The organism is Pseudoroseomonas cervicalis (assembly GCF_030818485.1).
GTDB classification, from domain to species: domain Bacteria; phylum Pseudomonadota; class Alphaproteobacteria; order Acetobacterales; family Acetobacteraceae; genus Pseudoroseomonas; species Pseudoroseomonas cervicalis_A.
Window position 1 is genome coordinate 455,916 of the sequence record NZ_JAUTAJ010000004.1, and the last position, 18,221, is coordinate 474,136.

The following is an 18,221-nucleotide window of genomic DNA, read 5'->3' on the forward strand; positions in this document are numbered from 1 at the left end:
ATTCTTTCCGAATTGTGCGTTTCCATAAGCTTTTGCGCATTTTTGCTGCGCTGCGGCATGGATCGGCGACGCAAAGGGCGCCGCGCGCCGCGGCCCCTGGCATAACGCCGCGCGCGCCTCTACCTTCCGCGCGCCGTAGTCCGACCGGAGCTGAACCCTTGCGCCTCTCCCGCGCCTTCCTGCCCACCCTGAAAGAAGTCCCCGCCGAGGCCGCCATCGCCTCGCACAAGCTGATGCTGCGGGCCGGCATGATCCGCCAGACCTCGGCGGGCATCTATGCCTGGCTGCCGCTCGGCCTGCGCGTGCTGCAGAAGGTCAGCCAGATCGTGCGCGAGGAGCAGGACGCCGCCGGCGCCCAGGAGATCCTGATGCCGACCATCCAGAGCGCCGAGCTCTGGAAGCAGTCCGGCCGCTATGACGACTATGGCAAGGAGATGCTGCGCATCACCGACCGGCACGACCGGGAGATGCTGTTCGGCCCGACCAACGAGGAAATGGTCACCGACATCTTCAAGAGCTACGCCCGCTCCTATCGCGACCTGCCGCGCAACCTCTACCACATCCAGTGGAAGTTCCGGGACGAGATCCGCCCCCGCTTCGGCGTGATGCGCGGCCGCGAATTCCTGATGAAGGACGCCTATTCCTTCGACATCGATGCCGAGGCGGCGCGGCTCTCCTACAAGAAGATGTTCGTGGCCTATCTGCGCACCTTCGCGCGGATGGGGCTGAAGGCCATCCCGATGCGCGCCGATACCGGCCCGATCGGCGGCGACCTCTCCCATGAATTCATCATCCTGGCCGAGACCGGCGAGAGCCAGGTCTATCTGCACAAGGACCTGCTGGAGTTCGACGTTCTGGCCCAGAAGCCCGATTACGAGGGCGACCTGAACCCGATCGTCGATTTCTGGACCAGCCGCTACGCCGCCACCGACGAGATGCATGACGAGGCCGCCTGGAACGCGCTGGGCGCGGAGAACCAAGTTTCCGCCCGCGGCATCGAGGTCGGCCACATCTTCTACTTCGGCGAGAAATATTCCAAGTCGATGGGCCTCACCGTCGCCGGGCCGGATGGCAATCCGCTGATCCCGCAGATGGGCAGCTATGGCATCGGCGTCTCCCGCCTGCTGGGCGCGCTGATCGAGGCCAACCACGATGATGCCGGCATCAAATGGCCGGATGCGGTCGCGCCCTTCCGCTGCGCCATCCTGAACCTGAAGCCCGGTGACCTGGCCACCGACGCGCTGTCGGAAAAGCTCTACGCCTCGCTCGGCGGCGATGCCGTCTATGACGATCGCGGCGAGCGGGCGGGGGTGAAGTTCAACGATGCCGACCTGGCCGGCTATCCCTGGCAGGCCATCATCGGCCCGCGCGGCGCCGCCAATGGCATGATCGAGCTGAAGCGCCGCGCCACCGGCGAGCGGCAGGAGGTCTCGATCGAGGCCGCGCTCGCGCAGATCCTGGGCAAGTAGGCCGCTGATGTTCGGTGCCTTCGAGCGGAAGGTGGCGTTCCGCTACCTGCGGGCGCGCAAGGGCGAGCGCTTCGTCTCGGTCATCGCCACCTTCTCGCTGGTGGGCATCGCGCTCGGCGTCGCCACGCTGATCATCGTGATGAGCGTGATGAACGGCTTCCGGCAGGAGCTGCTGGGCCGCATCCTGGGGCTGAACGGGCATCTCGGCATCCATGCCGCCGCCTCCGGCCCCGGCGGCGGGCTGCGCGACTATGATTCGATCGCCGAGCGGGTGCGGCAGATGGCGGGGGTGGCCAGCGCCACCCCGATCGTCGAGGGCCAGGTGCTGATGACCAGCGAGGCCGGCGGCGCCACCGGCGGCATCGCCCGCGGCATCAGGCCCGAGGATCTGCGCGCCCGGCCGCTGCTGGCCGGCAATATCCGCGCCGGCAGCCTGGACAATTTCCAGGGGGATGATGCCATCCTGATCGGCACGCGGCTGGCGCAGAAGCTCGGCATCGGCGTCGGTTCCAAGCTCACCCTGGTCTCGCCGCAGGGGCGCAGCACCGTCATCGGCACCGTGCCGCGGCTCAAGGCCTATACGGTCGTGGCGCTGTTCGAGGCCGGGATGAACGATTACGACAGCGGCTATGTCTTCCTGCCGCTGCCGGCGGCGCAGGTCTATTTCCAGCTGCGCGACGCCGCCTCGATGATCGAGGTCTTCGTCAACGACCCCGACAATGTGCGGGCGGTGACGCGGGAGATCGTGCGCGGCCTCTCCCCCCTGCCGGTGCGGGTGCTGGACTGGCAGGCGGCCAATTCCTCCTTCTTCGCGGCGGTGCAGGTGGAGCGGAACGTGATGTTCCTGATCCTGACGCTGATCATCATCGTCGCCGCCTTCAACATCGTCTCCTCGCTGATCATGCTGGTGAAGGACAAGGGGCGCGACATCGCCATCCTGCGCACCATGGGCGCCACCAGCGGCGCGGTGATGCGGATCTTCCTGCTCTGCGGCACCTCGATCGGCGTGCTCGGCACGACCATCGGCTTCGCCCTCGGCCTGGTCTTCTGCATCAACATCGAGCACATCCGCCAGGCGCTGCAATCGCTGACCGGCACGCAGCTCTTCAGCCCGGAAGTGTATTTCCTGACCCGGCTGCCGGCGGTGGTCGATCCGGGGGAGGTGACGCAGGTGGTGCTGATGGGCCTCGGCCTGTCGCTGCTGGCCACCCTCTACCCCTCCTGGCGCGCCGCGAAGACCGATCCGGTGGAGGCGCTGCGCAATGAGTGAGCTTCGCCTGCATCTCGACCATGTCGAGCGCCGCTACCGCACCGAGGCCGGGGAGCTTCCCGTGCTGCGCGGCGCGGAACTCCGCCTGCATGCCGGGGAGATCGTGGCCCTGGTCGCGCCCTCGGGCACCGGCAAATCCACCCTGCTGCATCTGGCGGGGCTGCTGGAGCGTCCCGATGGCGGCGAGGTGCATATCGCCGGCCAGGCCACCGGCGGGCTGAAGGACGAGGCGCGCAGCGGGCTGCGCGGCCGCGCCATCGGCTTCGTCTACCAGTTCCACCACCTGCTGCCGGAATTCACCGCGCTCGAGAATGTGGTGATGCCGCAAATGGCGATCGGCACGGCCGAGAAGCCGGCGAGCGCCCGCGCCGCCGAGCTGCTGGGCCGCTTCGGGCTGGCGCATCGCGCGCATCACCGCCCGGGCCGGCTCTCGGGCGGCGAGCAGCAGCGTGTCGCCATCGCGCGTGCATTGGCCAACCGCCCCGGCCTGCTGCTGGCCGATGAGCCCACCGGCAATCTCGACGTCGCCACCTCCGACATCGTCTTTGGCGAGCTTTTGGAGGCGGTGCGGCATGACGGGCTGGCGGCGCTGATCGCCACCCACAATCCCGAACTGGCCCGGCGCATGGACCGGGTGGTGACGCTGCGCGACGGGCGCGTGGTCGATGCCTGAGGCGGCGAAGCCCGAAGCGCCGCCGGTGGTGGTGCGGCTGAAGGCCAGCAGCGGCCTCGGCAACCGCATGTTCCAATGCCTCTTCGCCTACCGCCTGGCCGCCGAGCTGCATGTGCCGGTGACCGGCGATGGCGTGCCGGAATGGGGCATCGCGCATGAGGAGGTGGCGCTGCCGCGCCCCTCGGTGTTTCTCCAGGGGCACCGGCCCAGCCTGCTCGGGCTGAAGCGGCTGGTGCGGCTCGGCCTGCTGCGCGGCATCGAGACCAATTGCCTGGCCTGCCGGCTGGAGCTGCTGCCGCCGCGCGAGGCCGCGAAGGCGCTGTTCCGCGACCAGGGCGCCGAGCCGCTGCGGCTGCCGCCCGACGCGCTGCTGATCAATGTGCGCGCCGCCGAGATCCTGGACGGGCGGCACAAGGATTACCGCCCGCTGCCGCTGGCCTTCTATGAGCGGCTGATCCGCGAGACGAAGCTGCGCCCGGTCTTCATGGGCCAGCTGGCCGACGACCCCTACAGCCAGGCGCTGCGGGCGCGTTTCCCGCAGGCGGAGTTCCACGCCTCGCGCGGGGCGATGGCGGATTTCGCCACGCTGCGCGCGGCCCGGCATGTGGTGATGTCGGTCAGCACCTTCTCCTGGCTGGCCTGCTGGCTGTCCGAGGCGCAGACCATCCACATGCCGCTGATCGGCTTCTTCCACCCGAAGCGGCGGCCGGAGCTCGACCTCTTCCCGGTCGACGAGCCGCGCTACCGCTTCCACGCCTTCCCCGCCGATGCCTGGACCGGCTCGGCCGAGCAGCTGCGCCAGACCATCGAGGGGGCGGAGGCCGGCAAGCGCGTCAGCACCCGCTATGTCGCGGGGCTGGTGCATGGCATCCAATGGCCGGAGCCGGCCGCCGCCCCGCCGGGCTGAGCGGCCGCGCCCCGCAGGAGACTTCCCGATGGGCAGCTTCGTCCACCTGCATGTCCATTCCGCCTATTCGCTGGCCGAGGGCGCCATCAAGGCGGAGAAGCTGGCCGAGCTGGCGAAGGCCGGCGGCATGCCCGCCGTCGCCCTGACCGACACGGCCAACATGTTCGGCGCGCTGGAATTCTCCAAGGCCTGCTCGGGCAAGGGGGTGCAGCCGATCATGGGCTGCCAGCTCTTCCTCAGCCGCGGCGCCGCTGATGACCGGGCCGAGGTGCTGCGCCTGCCGCCCGACCCGGTGGTGGCGCTGGCGATGGATGCCGAGGGGCTGGAGAACGTCCAGCGCCTCTCCTCCCAGGGTTTCCTGCGCGACGACCCCTCCGGCCGCCCCACCGTCACGCTGGAGCTGCTGAAGCAGCACGCCGCCGGTGTCACCCTGCTGACCGGGCCCAGCACCACCGGCCCGCTCGGCCGGCTGCTGCTGGAAGGCCGCCGCGACGCGGCGCTGCGCCTGCTGCAGGAGCTGAAGGAAAGCTTTGGCGGGGACCGGCTGGTGGTGGAGCTGACCCGCCACGGGCTGGAGATCGAGCGCGCCCTGGACCCGGCGCTGGTGGCGCTGGCGGATGCCGCCGGCCTGCCGCTGGCCGCCGCCAACGACATCTACTTCGCCAAGTCGGAGATGTATGAGGCGCATGACGCGCTGCTCTGCATCGCCGAGGGGCGGACGCTGGCCGAGCCCGATCGCCGCCGCGTGACACCCGAGCATTACTTCAAATCGGCCGAGGCGATGCGGGCCCTGTTCAAGGACCTGCCGGAGGCCTGCGACAACACCCTGGCCATCGCCCGCCGCTGCGCCATCATGGCGGAGAACCGCAAGCCCGAGCTGCCGATCTGCCCCAAGGTGCAGCCCGGCATGACCGAGGCCGAGACGGTGCGCGACATGGCCAGGCGCGGGCTGGAAGCGCGGCTGGACGCGCAGGCGACGCCGGAGGCCGAGCGCCCGACCTATCGCACGCGGCTGGAATTCGAGCTCGACATCATCGAGAAGATGGGCTTCTCGGGCTATTTCCTGATCGTCGCCGATTTCATCCAATGGGCCAAGCAGCAGGGCATCCCGGTGGGGCCGGGGCGCGGCTCGGGCGCCGGCTCGGTGGCCGCCTGGGCGCTGCTGATCACCGATCTCGATCCCTTGCGCTTCGGCCTGCTCTTCGAGCGCTTCCTGAACCCCGAACGCGTCTCGATGCCGGATTTCGACATCGATTTCTGCCAGGACCGGCGCGACGAGGTGATCCAGTATGTGCGCCGCGAATATGGCGAGGACCGCGTCGCGCAGATCATCACCTTCGGCCGGCTGCAGGCCAAGGCGGTGGTGCGCGATGTCGGGCGCGTCATGGGCATGCCCTATGGGCAGGTCAACAAGATCGCCGAGCTGATCCCCTTCAACCCGGCCAAGCCGATCACCCTGCAGCAGGCGCTCGATGGCGAGCCGCGGCTGCAGGAGATGCGCCAGGCCGATGAGATGGTCGACCGGCTGATGGAAACCGCGCTGGTGCTGGAGGGGCTGTACCGCAACGCCTCGACCCACGCGGCCGGCGTCGTCATCGGCCGCAAGCCGCTGATCGACACGGTGGCGCTGTATCGCGACCCGCGCTCCGACATGCTGGTGACGCAGTATTCCATGAAATACGTGGAAAATGCCTCGCTGGTGAAGTTCGACTTCCTCGGCCTGAAGACGCTGACCGTGCTGCAGCGCGCGGTCGAGATCCTGGCCGAGCAGGGCATCACCATCGACCTCGCCGCCCTGCCGCTGGACGACGCCAGGACCTACGAGATGCTGGCGCGCGGCGATTCCGCCGGCGTGTTCCAGTTCGAAGGCCAGGGCATGCGCGAATGCCTGCGCATGATGCGCCCCGACCGGTTCGAGGATCTGATCGCCGCCGTCTCGCTCTACCGCCCCGGCCCGATGGCGAACATCCCGGCCTATTGCGCCCGCAAGCATGGCGAGGCCTGGGAGCCGGTGCATCCGGCGATGCGCCACCTGGTCGAGGAGACCTATGGCATCCTGGTCTACCAGGAGCAGGTCATGCAGATCAGCCAGGACGTGGCTGGCTACAGCCTCGGCGGCGCCGACCTGCTGCGCCGCGCCATGGGCAAGAAGATCCGCTCCGAGATGGAGGCACAGAGAAAAATCTTCGTCGATGGCGCGGTGAAGAACGGCGTGCCGGAGGGCAAGGCCGGCGAGATCTTCGACCTGATGGAGAAATTCGCGGAATACGGCTTCAACAAGTCGCACGCCGCCGCCTACGCCCTGGTCGCCTATCACACCGCCTATCTGAAGGCGAACTACCCGGTGGCCTTCCTGGCCGCCTCGATGACGCTCGACCTCGACAAGACCGAGAAGCTGGCCAACCACATGCAGGAGGCCTCGCGCCTCGGCATCCCGGTGCTGCCGCCGGACGTCAACCGCTCCGCCGCCGATTTCCGCGTGGAGTTCCTGGAGGATGGCCGCCAGGCGATCCGCTTCGCCCTCGCCGCGGTGAAGCGCGTCGGCATGCAGGCGATGAAGGACATGGTGCGCGCCCGCGACGAGAAGGGGCCGTTCCGCTCCATCGCCGAATTCGCCGGGCGGGTGGACCCGAAGCTGCTGAACAAGATGCAGCTGGAGAATCTGGCCCGCGCCGGCGCCTTCGACAGCCTGGAGAAGAACCGCGCCCGCATGACCATGGCGGCCGAGGTGGTGCTGCGCCGCGCCCAATCCTCGGCCGAGGAGCGCAATTCCAGCCAGATCGGCCTGTTCGGCGGCGGCGATTCGCGGCCCGAGCCGCTGCGCCTGCCCAATGTCCCGGACTGGCCGGAGCTGGAGCGCCTGACCCAGGAGGCCGAGGCGGTGGGTTTCCACCTCTCCGCCCATCCGCTCGACACCTACAAGGAGGTGCTGAGGAAGCTGCGGGTGACGCCGATCGCCCAGCTCCAGGCCAGGGCCGAGGCCGGGGCGGCGGTGCTGAAGATCGCCGGCACGGTGGTGAATGCGAAGGAGCGCACCACCCGCACCGGCAGCCGCATGGCCTGGCTGAAGCTTTCCGATTCCAGCGGCAGCACCGAGGTGACGCTGTTTTCCGAGGTGCTGCTGCGCGCCCGCCCGATCCTGGGCGAGGGCAATGCCGTGCTGGTGACCTGCGAGGCGCGGATGGAGGGCGAGACGCTGCGCCTGACCGCCCAGGGCATCGAGGAGCTGGACAAGGCGGCGAGCGGCGTCGGCCAGCAGGTCCGCCTCTGGATCGAGGATGCCGCCGCCGTCGAGCCGATCCGCGAGATGCTGGCGCGCGAGGGCCAGGGGCGCGGCCGCGTCATCCTGATCCCCCGCCTGGGCGAGGGGCAGGAGCTGGAGGTGGTGCTGCCCGGCGCCTGGAATGTCTCGCCGCGCCTGGCCCAGGCGCTGAAGGTGGTGCCCGGCATCGCCGAGGTGCAGACCGGCTGAGCGCCGCGGGAAGGGTGAGGCCGGCGGCTGAACCCTTTCTTCATCGCCAGGAGGGAGGCTGGCGGCCGGACAATTGCCGGATCCCGACCTGCCATGGCCGTCTCGCGCCACTCCATCGTCACGCTGATCGGCCTGATCTGCGCGGTGCCGCTGCTCACCAGCCTCGGCTTCTCCGCCCTGATGCTGCATGACGCCGCCAGCCGCTATGGCGCGGCCGGGCGGGCGGTGCAGACGGCGGCGCTGGACGGGGCGGTGTTCAACGCCATGCAGCTGCTGCGCGGCACGGCGGGGGAGCTGCTGACCCTGGCCCAGGCGGAGGAGCGGCCGGGGGCCGAGATGGATCGCCGCTACCAGGCGGCGCGGGCCGAGGTGCTGGCGACCCTGGCGCGGCTGGAGGCCGCCCCGGGCCGGCCGGAGGCCGAGCGCGCCGCCCTGGCCCCGGTGCGCGCCCGGATGCAGGAGATGGAGGAGGGCTACGCCCTGGCCCGCCAGCAGGCCGAGCGCCCGCTGGCCGGACGCGACCAGCCGCAGGTCACGCGCGGCATCCTGGCGGCGCGCGGCGTGGCCGATGCGCTGGGCGATGTGGGCGAGATCCTCGCCACTGAGATGCGCCTGACCGATGGCGAATTCGCCGAGCTGGTGGCGGTGCGGCAGATGGCCTGGGAGGCGCGCTCGGCCTATGGCGCGCAATGCACCGCGACGCGGGCGGCGATGCTGACTGGCCGGCCGGCCGGGCCCGCCGTGCAGACCGAGCTGGGCCGGCTGCGCGCCCGCTACGCCCTGGCCATGGAGCAGCTGACCGGGCTGCTGCGCCGGCCCGAGGCCGCGGCCTCGCTGCGCGCCGCGCTGCAGACGGCGCGGGCGGAGGTCGAGACCGCGCAGCAATGGATCGGCCAGAACCTGGCCCGGCTGGAGGGCGCCGGCGGCCAGCCGCTGATGTCCGCCACCGCCTGGAGCGAGCGCTGCTCCGTCCCCTATGCGCCGCTGGTCGGCATCGGCCTGGCCGCGCTGCAGGAGGCCGGCGCGCATGCCGCCGCCCTGCGCGCCGACGGGCTGCAGGATGTCGTGCTGTTCGCGGCGCTGCTGGGCGCCGGGCTGCTGCTGGGGCTGGTCGCGCTGCTGCTGCTGCGCCGCCGCCTGGCCCGGCCGGTCGGCCAGCTGCGCCAGGCGCTGCAGCGCATCGCCGGCGGCGACCTGGCGACCCCGGTGGCGGTGCCCGCCGCGCGCGACGAGTTCCGCCAGCTGGGCGAGGCGCTGGAGGCGCAGCGCCGCGGCGCCGCCGAGGCCGAGGCGATGCGCGGCGCCGAGCAGGCCCGCCAGCGCCAGGAGGCCGAGCGCGCTGCCGCCGTGGCCCGGCTCTGCCAGGATTTCGAGGGGGATGTGGCGCAGGCGCTGCAGGCGCTGGAGCAGGCCGGCGGCCGGCTGGAGCAGACCGCGGCGGCGCTGCAGCAGCAGGCCGGCGGCTCGGAGCGCGAGGCCGCCCATGCCGCCGGCTCGGCCGGCACGGCGACGGAGAGCGTCAACACCGTGGCGGCGGCGACCGAGGAGCTGGGCGCCTCGATCCGCGAGATCGCCAGCCGCGTCCAGGCCTCCGCCACCGAGGCGCGGCGCGTGCTGGAGGAGGCGGAGCGCAGCGGCGCCGCGGTGCAGGCGCTGAGCAGCGCCGCCGAGCGCATCGGCGAGGTGATCGGGCTGATCCGCAGCATCGCCGGCCAGACCAATCTGCTGGCGCTGAACGCGACGATCGAGGCGGCGCGCGCCGGCGAGGCCGGCAAGGGCTTCGCCGTGGTGGCGGGCGAGGTGAAGAATCTGGCCAGCGAGACGGCCCGCGCCACCGATGGCATCGCGACGCTGGTGGGGGAGATCCAGTCCGCCACCTCCGGCACGGTGGCGGCGATGCAGGCCATCGCCGCCGGCATTGCCAGCATCGACGGCGCCGCCGCCGCCATCGCCGCGGCGGTGGAGCAGCAGAGCGTGGCGACGCAGGAGATCTCCCGCAGCGTGCAGCTGGCCGCCCAGGGCACGCAGGAGGTGACGCGCTCCATCGCCTCGGTGGCGGAGGGCAGCGTGCAGACCCGCTCCGCCTCCGGCGTCATGGACCAGGCGGTGCAGGATCTCTCCGGCACCAGCCGGGCGCTGCGCCAGCGGGTGGAGCGTTTCCTGCAGGGCGTGCGCGCCGCCTGAGGCGGGGGCAGGGCCGCCCCGCCTCCCCACCAGGCCGCGGCAGCACGGAAGAAAGGAAGGGGGTCCAGGGGGAATTCATTCCCCCTGGCCTTTTCTTGCTTCAGTCCTCGTCAGCCAGCAGCGCCCAGCGCTCATGGTCCCGCCACAGCCCGCCGATGCGGAGATAGCGCGGCGAAAACCCTTCCAGACGGAAGCCCAGCCTTTGCACCAGGGCGCGGGAGGCGGCATTGCCCGGCTGGATATTGGCCTCCAGCCGGTGCAGGCCGAGCGGGCCGAAGGCGTGGGCGATGGCCAGGCGCAGCGCCTCGGTCATCAGCCCCTGCCGGGCGAAGCGCGCCGTGCCGTAATAGCCCAGGAAGGCCGATTGGAAGGCGCCGCCGACGATCTGGTTCAGATTGACCACCCCGGCGATGCCGCCCGTGCGCGCCTCGATGGCGACCAGGCCGAGATTGGGGCCGGTCAGCTGGCGCTGGAACCAGGCCTCGAAGCCGGGCTGGTCGGTGAAGGGCTCGACCCAGGGGGCGTGCAGCGCGCGGCTCTCGCGATTGGCCTCGATCAGGGCGGCGGCGTCGCTGGCCTGGGCGGGGCGGAGGATCAGGCGGGTCATGGCGGGCCGCACTCTGCCGGCCCGGGCGGCGCCGGCAAAGGGGGGCCAGCCATTCCTTGCCAGGTGCGGCCCCGCCCTCTATATCCCGCCGCGCCGGCCCGGGACGTCCCCCGGGCGGGCAAATCCGCACGCGGTGCGCCCTTCCATCCCGTCCCGGGATGAACGGGTCCGGTCCCCCGAGAGGGGGGTGAGCGCCGCGGAGGCCCAACCGGACGTGTTTTGAAGGAAGATCGCCATGGCGATGCCCGAAGTTTCCCTGCGCCAGCTGCTCGAGGCCGGTGTCCATTTCGGCCACCACACCCGCCGCTGGAACCCGCGCATGGCGCCGTACATCTTCGGCGTGCGCAACCAGGTGCACATCCTGGACCTGCAGCAGACCGTGCCGATGATGGACCGCGCGCTGCGCGCCATCCGTGACGTCGTCGCCGGCGGCGGCCGCGTGCTGTTCGTGGGCACCAAGAAGTCGGCGGCCGAGTATGTGGCCGAGGCCGCGACCCGCTGCGGCCAGTACTATGTGAACCACCGTTGGCTCGGCGGCATGCTGACCAACTGGAAGACCATCACCGGCTCCATCAAGCGCCTGAAGCAGATGGACGAGCAGCTCGGCGGCAACACCCAGGGCCTCACCAAGAAGGAAGTCCTGATGCTGACGCGCGAGCGCGAGAAGCTCGACCGCGCGCTGGGCGGCATCCGCGAGATGGGCGGCCTGCCGGACATCATCTTCGTCATCGACGTGGTGAAGGAGAAGCTGGCGATCGAGGAGGCCAACAAGCTCGGCATCCCGGTGGTCGCCGTGGTCGACTCCAACGCCGATCCCGAGGGCGTGGCCTTCCCGATCCCGGGCAATGACGACGCCATCCGCGCCATCAACCTGTATTGCGACATGGTCGCCGCCGCCGTGTTCGACGGCATCAGCGCCGAGCTGCAGGCCTCCGGCGTCGATCTCGGCTCGGTCGAGGAGCTGCCGGCCGAGGAGCTGGCCGCCGTCGAGGCCGCCGAGGCCCCGGCCGAGGCCGGCGACGCCGCCCCGGCGGCCCAGGCCTGACACCGCAGATCGGCAGACAGGAGCATTTCCATGGCTGAAATCACCGCCGCGATGGTTCGCGACCTGCGCGAGAAGACCGGCGCGGGCATGATGGACTGCAAGAAGGCCCTGGTGGAGAACAATGGCGACGCCGAGGCGGCGATCGACTGGCTGCGCAAGAAGGGCCTCGCCGCCGCGGCGAAGAAGTCCGGCCGCGTGGCCGCCGAGGGCCTGGTCGGCACCGCCACCGGCCCGCAGGTCGGCGGCATGGTCGAGGTGAACGCCGAGACCGACTTCGTCGCCCGCAACGAGCTGTTCCAGAACTTCGTGGCCGAGGTCGCGGGTCTGGTGCTCTCGGTGGGCGAGGATGTCGAGGCGCTGAAGGCGGCCACCTATCCGGGCACCACCCACACGGTGCAGGACGAGCTGACCCGCCTGATCGCCACCATCGGCGAGAACATGACGATCCGCCGCGCCAAGCGCTTCAGCGTGTCCTCGGGCGCCGTGGCTTCCTATGTCCACTCCGCCGTGAAGCCGGGCCTCGGCAAGATCGGCGTGCTGGTGGCGCTGGAAGCCGCCTCCGAGATCGAGGCGCTGGAGACGCTGGGCCGCCAGATCGGCATGCATGTCGCCGCGACCCGCCCCGAGGCGCTGGACGTCTCCGCCGTCGACCCCTCCGCTCTCGAGCGCGAGAAGGCGGTGCTGAGCGAGCAGGCCCGCGCCTCCGGCAAGCCGGACGCCATCATCGAGAAGATGGTCGAGGGCCGCGTCCGCAAATACTACGAGGAAGTGGTGCTGCTGGAGCAGGTCTGGGTGCATGACGGCGAGAGCCGCGTGAAGGCCGTGGTGCAGAAGGCCGGCGCCAAGCTGACCGGCTTCGCCCGCTTCCAGCTCGGCGAGGGCATCGAGAAGCAGACCAGCGACTTCGCCGCCGAGGTCGCCGCCGCCGCCGGCACGGTCTGAGACCGCGCTGAGAGACCCGATCGGGGGTGCCGGCCTGCGCCGGTGCCCCCGTTTGGTTGAAGGGCGCCGCTTTCTCCCCGCCCGTCCGGGCGGCGGGGGAGGGGGCGCCCGACCGCGATCCTGCCCGGCCGGTGCAACCCTCCGGCCGGTCGCGGCCTTGCCGCAGGCGGGGGCGCTGCCTATCGTGCCCCGCCTCGCCCGCCCTGCTTCGCCAACAGACGCCGGAACCACGCCCATGCCCGCCCCGATCTACAAGCGCGTCCTGCTCAAGCTGTCGGGCGAGGCTCTGATGGGCGGCCGGGAATACGGGCTGGACACCGCGACGGTCCGCGCCATCGCCGCCGACATCAAGGGCGTGGTGGATCTCGGCGTCGAGGTCTGCGTGGTGGTGGGCGGCGGCAACATCTTCCGCGGCGTCGCCGGCGCCTCCTCCGGCATGGACCGCGCCCAGGCCGACAGCATGGGCATGCTGGCGACCGTGATGAACGCGCTGGCGATGCAGAGCGCGCTGGAGCGGATCGAGGTGCCGACCCGGGTGCAGTCGGCCATCCCGATGAGCAGCGTCTGCGAGCCCTTCATCCGCCGCCGCGCCGAGCGGCATATGGAGAAGGGGCGGGTGGTGATCTTCGCCGCGGGCTCGGGCAACCCCTTCTTCACCACCGACACCGCGGCCGCGCTGCGCGCCGCCGAGATGCGCTGCGACGCCCTGTTCAAGGGCACCCAGGTGGATGGTGTCTACTCGGCCGATCCGCGCAAGAACCCGCAGGCCGAGCGCTACACGACGCTGACCTATCTCGACATGCTGGCGCGCGACCTGGCGGTGATGGATGCCGCCGCGATCAGCCTGGCGCGCGAGAACAAGCTGCCGATCATCGTCTTCAACATCCATGAGCCGGGCGCCTTCACCGCCGTGATGCAGGGCGAGGGGCGCTTCACCACGGTCGTGGACCAGTAAGAGAAGGAGGGCCGCGCCATGGCCGCACCTGCCGATCTGAACACGCTCAAGCAGGATCTCTCGCGCCGCATGGATGGCGCGCTCGAGGTGCTGAAGAAGGAATTCTCCGGCCTGCGCACCGGCCGCGCCTCGCCCGCGCTGCTGGAGCCGATCCGCGTCGAGGTCTATGGCGCGAACCAGCCGCTGAACCAGGTGGCCAATGTCTCGGTCGCCGGCCCCGGCCTGCTGGCCGTGCAGGTCTGGGACCGCTCGGCCGCCAAGGCCGTGGAGATCGCGATCCGCGATTCCGGCCTCGGCCTGAACCCGCAGACCGAGGGCCAGACCATCCGCGTGCCGCTGCCGCCGCTGACGCAGGAGCGCCGCAACGAGCTGGCCAAGCAGGCGCACAAATATGCCGAGGCCGCCAAGGTCGCGGTGCGCGGCGTGCGCCGCGACGGCATGGAATCGATCAAGGGCTGGGAGAAGAAGTCCGAGATCGGCAAGGACGACGCGGCGAAGTGGTCCGACGAGGTGCAGAAGCTGACCGACCAGACGATCAAGAAGGTCGATGAGCTGCTGGCCGAGAAGGAAAAGGACATCAAGGCGGTCTGAGCCCGAGCATGAGCGCGGCGCCCCTCAACCAATCGCAGGCCGGCGCCGCAATGGCGATGCCCGCCCCTGCCGGGCCGGAAACCGGCCCGGTCCATGTCGGCCTCATCATGGACGGCAACCGCCGCTGGGCGAAGGGGCGCGGCCTGCCGCGCGCCCTCGGCCACAAGGCGGGGGTGGAGGCGGTGCGCCGCACCCTGCGCGCCGCCGCCGATGCCGGGATCGGCTGGCTCACCCTCTTCGCCTTCTCCTCGGAGAACTGGCAGCGCTCGGCCGATGAGGTGCGCGACCTCACCGGCCTGCTGCGCCTGTATCTGCGGCTGGAGGTCGCGACGCTGGCCCGCAATGGCGTGCGGCTGCGCGTCATCGGCGAGCGCGAGCGCTTCGGCGCCGACACCGTCGCCGCGATCGAGGAGGCCGAGGCCGCCACCGCCCACAACACAAGGCTGAACCTGACCGTCGCGCTCTCCTATGGCGCGCGGGCGGAGATCGCCGCCGCGGCGCGGTCGCTCGCCGCCGAGGTCGCCGCCGGAAGGCTGGCGCCGGAGGCGGTGGATGAGGCGGCGCTGGCCGCCCGGCTGTCCACCGCCGGCATGCCGGATCCGGATTTGATCATCCGCACCTCGGGCGAGCAGCGCCTGTCCAACTTCCTGCTGTGGCAGGCCGCCTATGCCGAGTTCGTCTTCCTCGACGTGCTCTGGCCGGATTTCGAGGCGGCGCATCTCGACCAGGCCCTGGCCGAGTTCCGCCGCCGCAGCCGCCGCTTCGGCAGCGGCGCGGCCTGAGCCATGGCGGATCCCGTGCCTGAGCCCAGCGCCGCCGCGCAATCCGCCAAGCGCTGGCGCGACCTGAAGAAGCGTGCCCTCTCCGCCGCCGTGCTGGGGCCGGGCGCCCTGCTGTGCATCTGGCTCGGCGCGCTGCCCTGGACGGCGCTGATGACGCTGGCCATCGCGCTGCTCTCCTGGGAATGGGTGCGGCTGTGCGGGCTGCGCAGCCGCGCCTGGCCGGGCATCGCCGTGCCGCTCACCGTCGGCGCCGCCTGCGGCCTGGCCGTGTTCAGCCTGCCCGTGCCAGGGCTGGCGGTGCTGCTGGCCGGTTTCCTCGGCACCTGGATCGCCGCGCCCCGGCTGCGCCGCCGTGGCGGCGGGGCGCCGCCGCCGACCAGCTGGCTGGCGCTTGGCGTGCTCTATATCGGGCTCGCCGGCATCGCGCTGATCGAGCTGCGGCATGACAATGAGGCCGGGCGGAACAACGTCCTGTTCCTGATCTTCGTGGTCTGGGCCAGCGATATCGGCGCCTATCTGGTCGGCCGCATGCTGGGCGGGCCGAAGCTGGCGCCGGCCATCTCGCCGGGCAAGACCTGGTCGGGCGCGGTGGGCGGGCTGCTCTGCTGCATGCTGGTGGGCTGGCTGGCCGCCGATTTCCTGGTGCCCGGCAACCCGCCGGCGCTGAAGGTGCTGGCCGTGGCCGCCCTGCTCGGCGTCGCGACCCAGCTGGGCGACCTGCTGGAGAGCGCGGTGAAGCGGCATTTCGGGGTGAAGGATTCCTCCATGCTGATCCCCGGCCATGGCGGCGTGCTGGACCGGCTGGACGGGCTGCTGGCCGCCGCCCCGGTCGCCGCGCTGCTGGCCTTCGCCGTGGGCTATGGCGTGCCGCTATGGCGGTGACGCTGATGGTGGGGCAGGGGGCGCCGAGGCGCGTCAGCATCCTGGGCAGCACCGGCTCGGTCGGGCGCAGCACCGTGGCGCTGCTGGACGCCGCCGCGCCGGGCGAATTCGCCGTGGTGGCGCTGGTCGCCGGCCAGGATGCCGCCGGCCTGGCCGAACAGGCGCTGCGCCTGCGCCCCGAGATCGCCGTGCTGGCCGAGGAACGGGCGCTGCCCGAGCTGCGCGCGCGCCTGGCCGGCAGCGGCATCGCCTGCGCTGGCGGCCGCGAAGCGGTGCTGGAGGCGGCCGCCCGCCCGGCCGACTGGACCATGGCCGCCATCGTCGGCGCCGCCGGGCTTGGCCCGGTGCTGGCGGCCCTCGGCCAGGGCGCCACCCTGGCGCTGGCCAACAAGGAGGCGCTGGTCTGCGCCGGCGACATCGTGCTGCAGGCGGCGGCGCGGCATGGCGCCACCCTGCTGCCGGTCGATTCCGAGCACAACGCCATCTTCCAGGTGCTGGAGGCCGCCGAGCCGGCGGCGATCGAGCGCATCATCCTGACCGCCTCGGGCGGGCCCTTCCGCGAGGCCAGCCTGGAGCAGATGGCGCGCGCCACGCCCGAGCAGGCGGTGCGCCACCCGGTCTGGTCGATGGGCGCCAAGATCAGCATCGACAGCGCCACCATGATGAACAAGGGGCTGGAGCTGATCGAGGCGGCGCGTCTCTTCCCGGTGCCCGAGGAACGCCTCGGCGTGCTGGTCCACCCGCAATCGGCGGTGCACGGGCTGGTGCAGTATCGCGACGGCTCGCTGCTGGCGCAGCTCGGCACGCCGGACATGCGCACCCCCATCGCCCATGCGCTGGCCTGGCCGCGCCGCATGGCGGTGGAGCTGCCGCGGCTCGACCTCGCCGCCCTCGGCCGGCTCGACTTCGCCGAGCCCGACCTCGCGCGCTTTCCGGCGCTGCGCCTGGCCCGCGAAGCCTTGCGGGCGGGAAGCGGAGCCCCCACCATTCTGAATGCCGCGAATGAGGTGGCGGTGGGGCTGTTCCTGGAGCGGCGCCTCGGCTTCCTCGACATCGCCGCGGTGGTCGAGGACACGCTCGCCGCGCTGGGCGCGCCGGCGGTGCCCGATCTCGACGCCGTGCTGGCGCTGGACGCGGCCGCCCGGCAGGATGCCCAGGCCCGCGCGGCCCGCCGCGCGGCCTGAGGCAAGGCGGCCCGCCGGGCCGCCCCTTGCGGTGGCGCGCCGCGCCGACCGAACCACGTCCCGGCCCGTGCCGGGCACGCCCTGGCCCGTGCCGGGGCAGGAGACGCGATCTTGGACCTGTTGCCTGAGCCCTTCCGCTCGATCCTCGCCTTCATCCTGGTGCTGGGCGTGCTCGTCTTCATCCACGAGATGGGCCACTACCTGGCGGCGCGCTGGCGCGGCGTGCATGTGGAGGCCTTCTCCATCGGCTTCGGCCGGGTGCTGAAGAGCTGGACCGACCGGCGCGGCACCGAATGGCGTGTCTCCCTGCTGCCGCTCGGCGGCTATGTGAAGCTGCACGGCCAGGAAGGGCCGGATGACGCGACGCCCGAGCAGCGCGCCGCCTGGCGCCCGGGCCAGACCTTCCATGAGAAGCCGGTGCGCGACCGCGCCATCGTCGTCGCCGCCGGGCCGATCGCCAATTTCCTGCTCGCCGCCGTGCTGTTCGCCGGCCTCTACATGACGGTGGGCCAGCCGCAGCCCAGCGCCAATGTCGGCGCCGTGGTGGCCGGCAGCGCCGCCGAGCGGGCGGGGCTGCGCGCCGGCGACCGCATCCTGACGCTGGACGGGCGGGAGGTGACGCGCTTCGAGCAGGTGCAGGCGCATATCCAGCCGCGCGCCGGGCAGAGCGTCGAGATCCGCATCCGCCGCGACGGGCAGGAGGAGGTGCTGCGCGCCACCCCCGATGCGCGGGAAAGCCAGGGCGTGACCTCGGGCGTGCTGGGCATCTCGGGCGGGGCGCCGGAATTCAGCCGGCTCGACCCGGTCAGCGCGCTGGTCGCCGGCACGGTGCAGACCTGGGACGTGACGGCGCAGACACTGGCCGGGCTGTGGCAGATGGTCACCGGCAGCCGCGGCACCGAGGAGCTGGGCGGGCCGCTGCGCATCGCGCAGATCTCCGGCCAGGTGGCGCAGCTCGGCCTGGCCAGCCTTGTCTCCTTCATGGCGATCCTCTCGGTCAATCTGGCGCTGATCAACCTGTTCCCGATCCCGGTGCTGGATGGCGGCCATCTGCTGTTCTACGCGGCGGAGGCGATCCGCGGCCGGCCGCTGCCGCCGCGCGCCATCGAATACGGCTTCCGCGCCGGCTTCGCGGTGCTGATCATGCTGTTCGTCTTCGCCACCTGGAACGACCTGTCGAGCCTCGGCGTGGTGCGCTGGGTGAGCGGGCTGGTGGGCTGAGCCGGCCCGGCCGGGCCGGGCGCCCCCGCCCGCCCGG

15 protein-coding genes are annotated in these 18,221 nt (G+C 71.6%); 14 read left to right on the forward strand and 1 reads right to left on the reverse strand.

Translation table 11 applies throughout. The annotated features are described in order from the left end of the window. Positions 1-158: 158 nt before the first annotated feature. The 6 genes from proS (at position 159) to QE401_RS06045 (ending at position 9,975) form a co-directional block, all read left to right on the forward strand. The gene (gene proS / locus QE401_RS06020) at positions 159-1,469 is read left to right on the forward strand and encodes a proline--tRNA ligase (RefSeq protein ID WP_307137348.1); all 1,311 of its coding nucleotides are present in this window, start codon (positions 159-161) and stop codon (positions 1,467-1,469) included. Between the two features lie 7 nt (positions 1,470-1,476). After that, on the forward strand, positions 1,477-2,739 hold the full coding sequence (locus tag QE401_RS06025; protein ID WP_307137349.1) for a lipoprotein-releasing ABC transporter permease subunit: 1,263 nt from the start codon (positions 1,477-1,479) through the stop codon (positions 2,737-2,739). Further along, on the forward strand, positions 2,732-3,412 hold the full coding sequence (locus QE401_RS06030; protein WP_307137350.1) for an ABC transporter ATP-binding protein: 681 nt from the start codon (positions 2,732-2,734) through the stop codon (positions 3,410-3,412). The genes QE401_RS06025 and QE401_RS06030 overlap by 8 nt, the downstream gene beginning before the upstream one ends. Further along, a complete protein-coding gene (locus QE401_RS06035) occupies positions 3,405-4,319 on the forward strand; it encodes an O-fucosyltransferase family protein (RefSeq protein ID WP_307137351.1) in 915 nt (304 codons plus the stop codon). The genes QE401_RS06030 and QE401_RS06035 overlap by 8 nt, the downstream gene beginning before the upstream one ends. Positions 4,320-4,347: 28 nt before the next feature. Then, positions 4,348-7,791 (forward strand): DNA polymerase III subunit alpha, encoded by a 3,444-nt coding sequence (dnaE, locus tag QE401_RS06040; protein ID WP_307137352.1) that lies wholly within the window; start codon positions 4,348-4,350, stop codon positions 7,789-7,791. A gap of 93 nt (positions 7,792-7,884) precedes the next feature. Beyond that, a complete protein-coding gene (locus QE401_RS06045; RefSeq protein ID WP_307137353.1) occupies positions 7,885-9,975 on the forward strand; it encodes a methyl-accepting chemotaxis protein in 2,091 nt (696 codons plus the stop codon). Positions 9,976-10,075: 100 nt separating this feature from the next. Here QE401_RS06045 and QE401_RS06050 read toward each other — a convergent pair whose 3' ends face one another. Continuing rightward, on the reverse strand, positions 10,076-10,582 hold the full coding sequence (locus QE401_RS06050) for a GNAT family N-acetyltransferase (RefSeq protein WP_307137354.1): 507 nt from the start codon (positions 10,580-10,582) through the stop codon (positions 10,076-10,078). Positions 10,583-10,817: 235 nt separating this feature from the next. On the opposite strand from QE401_RS06050, the gene rpsB reads away from it, so the two are divergent. The 8 genes from rpsB to rseP all read left to right on the forward strand — a co-directional run bounded on the left by rpsB (position 10,818) and on the right by rseP (position 18,184). Then, positions 10,818-11,627, forward strand: coding sequence for a 30S ribosomal protein S2 (rpsB, locus tag QE401_RS06055; RefSeq protein WP_307137355.1), 810 nt, complete (start codon positions 10,818-10,820; stop codon positions 11,625-11,627). A gap of 30 nt (positions 11,628-11,657) precedes the next feature. Then, on the forward strand, positions 11,658-12,569 hold the full coding sequence (gene tsf / locus QE401_RS06060) for a translation elongation factor Ts (RefSeq protein ID WP_307137356.1): 912 nt from the start codon (positions 11,658-11,660) through the stop codon (positions 12,567-12,569). Positions 12,570-12,804: 235 nt separating this feature from the next. Beyond that, positions 12,805-13,524, forward strand: coding sequence for a UMP kinase (pyrH, locus tag QE401_RS06065; protein WP_007002769.1), 720 nt, complete (start codon positions 12,805-12,807; stop codon positions 13,522-13,524). A gap of 18 nt (positions 13,525-13,542) precedes the next feature. Beyond that, positions 13,543-14,115 carry a ribosome recycling factor gene (gene frr, locus QE401_RS06070; protein WP_271135556.1) on the forward strand — a complete coding sequence of 191 codons (573 nt, stop codon included), beginning with the start codon at positions 13,543-13,545 and terminating at the stop codon, positions 14,113-14,115. 8 nt (positions 14,116-14,123) lie between these two features. Then, complete coding sequence (locus QE401_RS06075) at positions 14,124-14,897, forward strand: isoprenyl transferase (RefSeq protein ID WP_373461422.1); 774 nt, start codon at positions 14,124-14,126, stop codon at positions 14,895-14,897. 15 nt (positions 14,898-14,912) lie between these two features. After that, the gene (locus QE401_RS06080) at positions 14,913-15,779 is read left to right on the forward strand and encodes a phosphatidate cytidylyltransferase (protein WP_307137357.1); all 867 of its coding nucleotides are present in this window, start codon (positions 14,913-14,915) and stop codon (positions 15,777-15,779) included. Beyond that, positions 15,770-16,963, forward strand: coding sequence for a 1-deoxy-D-xylulose-5-phosphate reductoisomerase (gene dxr / locus QE401_RS06085; RefSeq protein WP_307137358.1), 1,194 nt, complete (start codon positions 15,770-15,772; stop codon positions 16,961-16,963). Before QE401_RS06080 ends, dxr begins: the two co-directional genes overlap by 10 nt. A gap of 111 nt (positions 16,964-17,074) precedes the next feature. After that, on the forward strand, positions 17,075-18,184 hold the full coding sequence (gene rseP, locus QE401_RS06090; protein ID WP_307137359.1) for an RIP metalloprotease RseP: 1,110 nt from the start codon (positions 17,075-17,077) through the stop codon (positions 18,182-18,184). Positions 18,185-18,221 lie beyond the last annotated feature (37 nt).

Excerpts from the sequence above, each read along its gene's own strand:
- QE401_RS06025 (WP_307137349.1), top strand. The coding sequence starts at position 1,477 with ATGTTCGGTGCCTTCGAGCGGAAGGTGGCGTTCCGCTACCTGCGGGCG.
- QE401_RS06030 (WP_307137350.1), top strand. The coding sequence starts at position 2,732 with ATGAGTGAGCTTCGCCTGCATCTCGACCATGTCGAGCGCCGCTACCGC.
- QE401_RS06035 (WP_307137351.1), top strand. The coding sequence starts at position 3,405 with ATGCCTGAGGCGGCGAAGCCCGAAGCGCCGCCGGTGGTGGTGCGGCTG.
- dnaE (WP_307137352.1), top strand. The coding sequence starts at position 4,348 with ATGGGCAGCTTCGTCCACCTGCATGTCCATTCCGCCTATTCGCTGGCC.
- QE401_RS06045 (WP_307137353.1), top strand. The coding sequence starts at position 7,885 with ATGGCCGTCTCGCGCCACTCCATCGTCACGCTGATCGGCCTGATCTGC.
- QE401_RS06050 (WP_307137354.1), bottom strand. The coding sequence starts at position 10,582 with ATGACCCGCCTGATCCTCCGCCCCGCCCAGGCCAGCGACGCCGCCGCC.
- rpsB (WP_307137355.1), top strand. The coding sequence starts at position 10,818 with ATGGCGATGCCCGAAGTTTCCCTGCGCCAGCTGCTCGAGGCCGGTGTC.
- tsf (WP_307137356.1), top strand. The coding sequence starts at position 11,658 with ATGGCTGAAATCACCGCCGCGATGGTTCGCGACCTGCGCGAGAAGACC.
- pyrH (WP_007002769.1), top strand. The coding sequence starts at position 12,805 with ATGCCCGCCCCGATCTACAAGCGCGTCCTGCTCAAGCTGTCGGGCGAG.
- frr (WP_271135556.1), top strand. The coding sequence starts at position 13,543 with ATGGCCGCACCTGCCGATCTGAACACGCTCAAGCAGGATCTCTCGCGC.
- QE401_RS06075 (WP_373461422.1), top strand. The coding sequence starts at position 14,124 with ATGAGCGCGGCGCCCCTCAACCAATCGCAGGCCGGCGCCGCAATGGCG.
- dxr (WP_307137358.1), top strand. The coding sequence starts at position 15,770 with ATGGCGGTGACGCTGATGGTGGGGCAGGGGGCGCCGAGGCGCGTCAGC.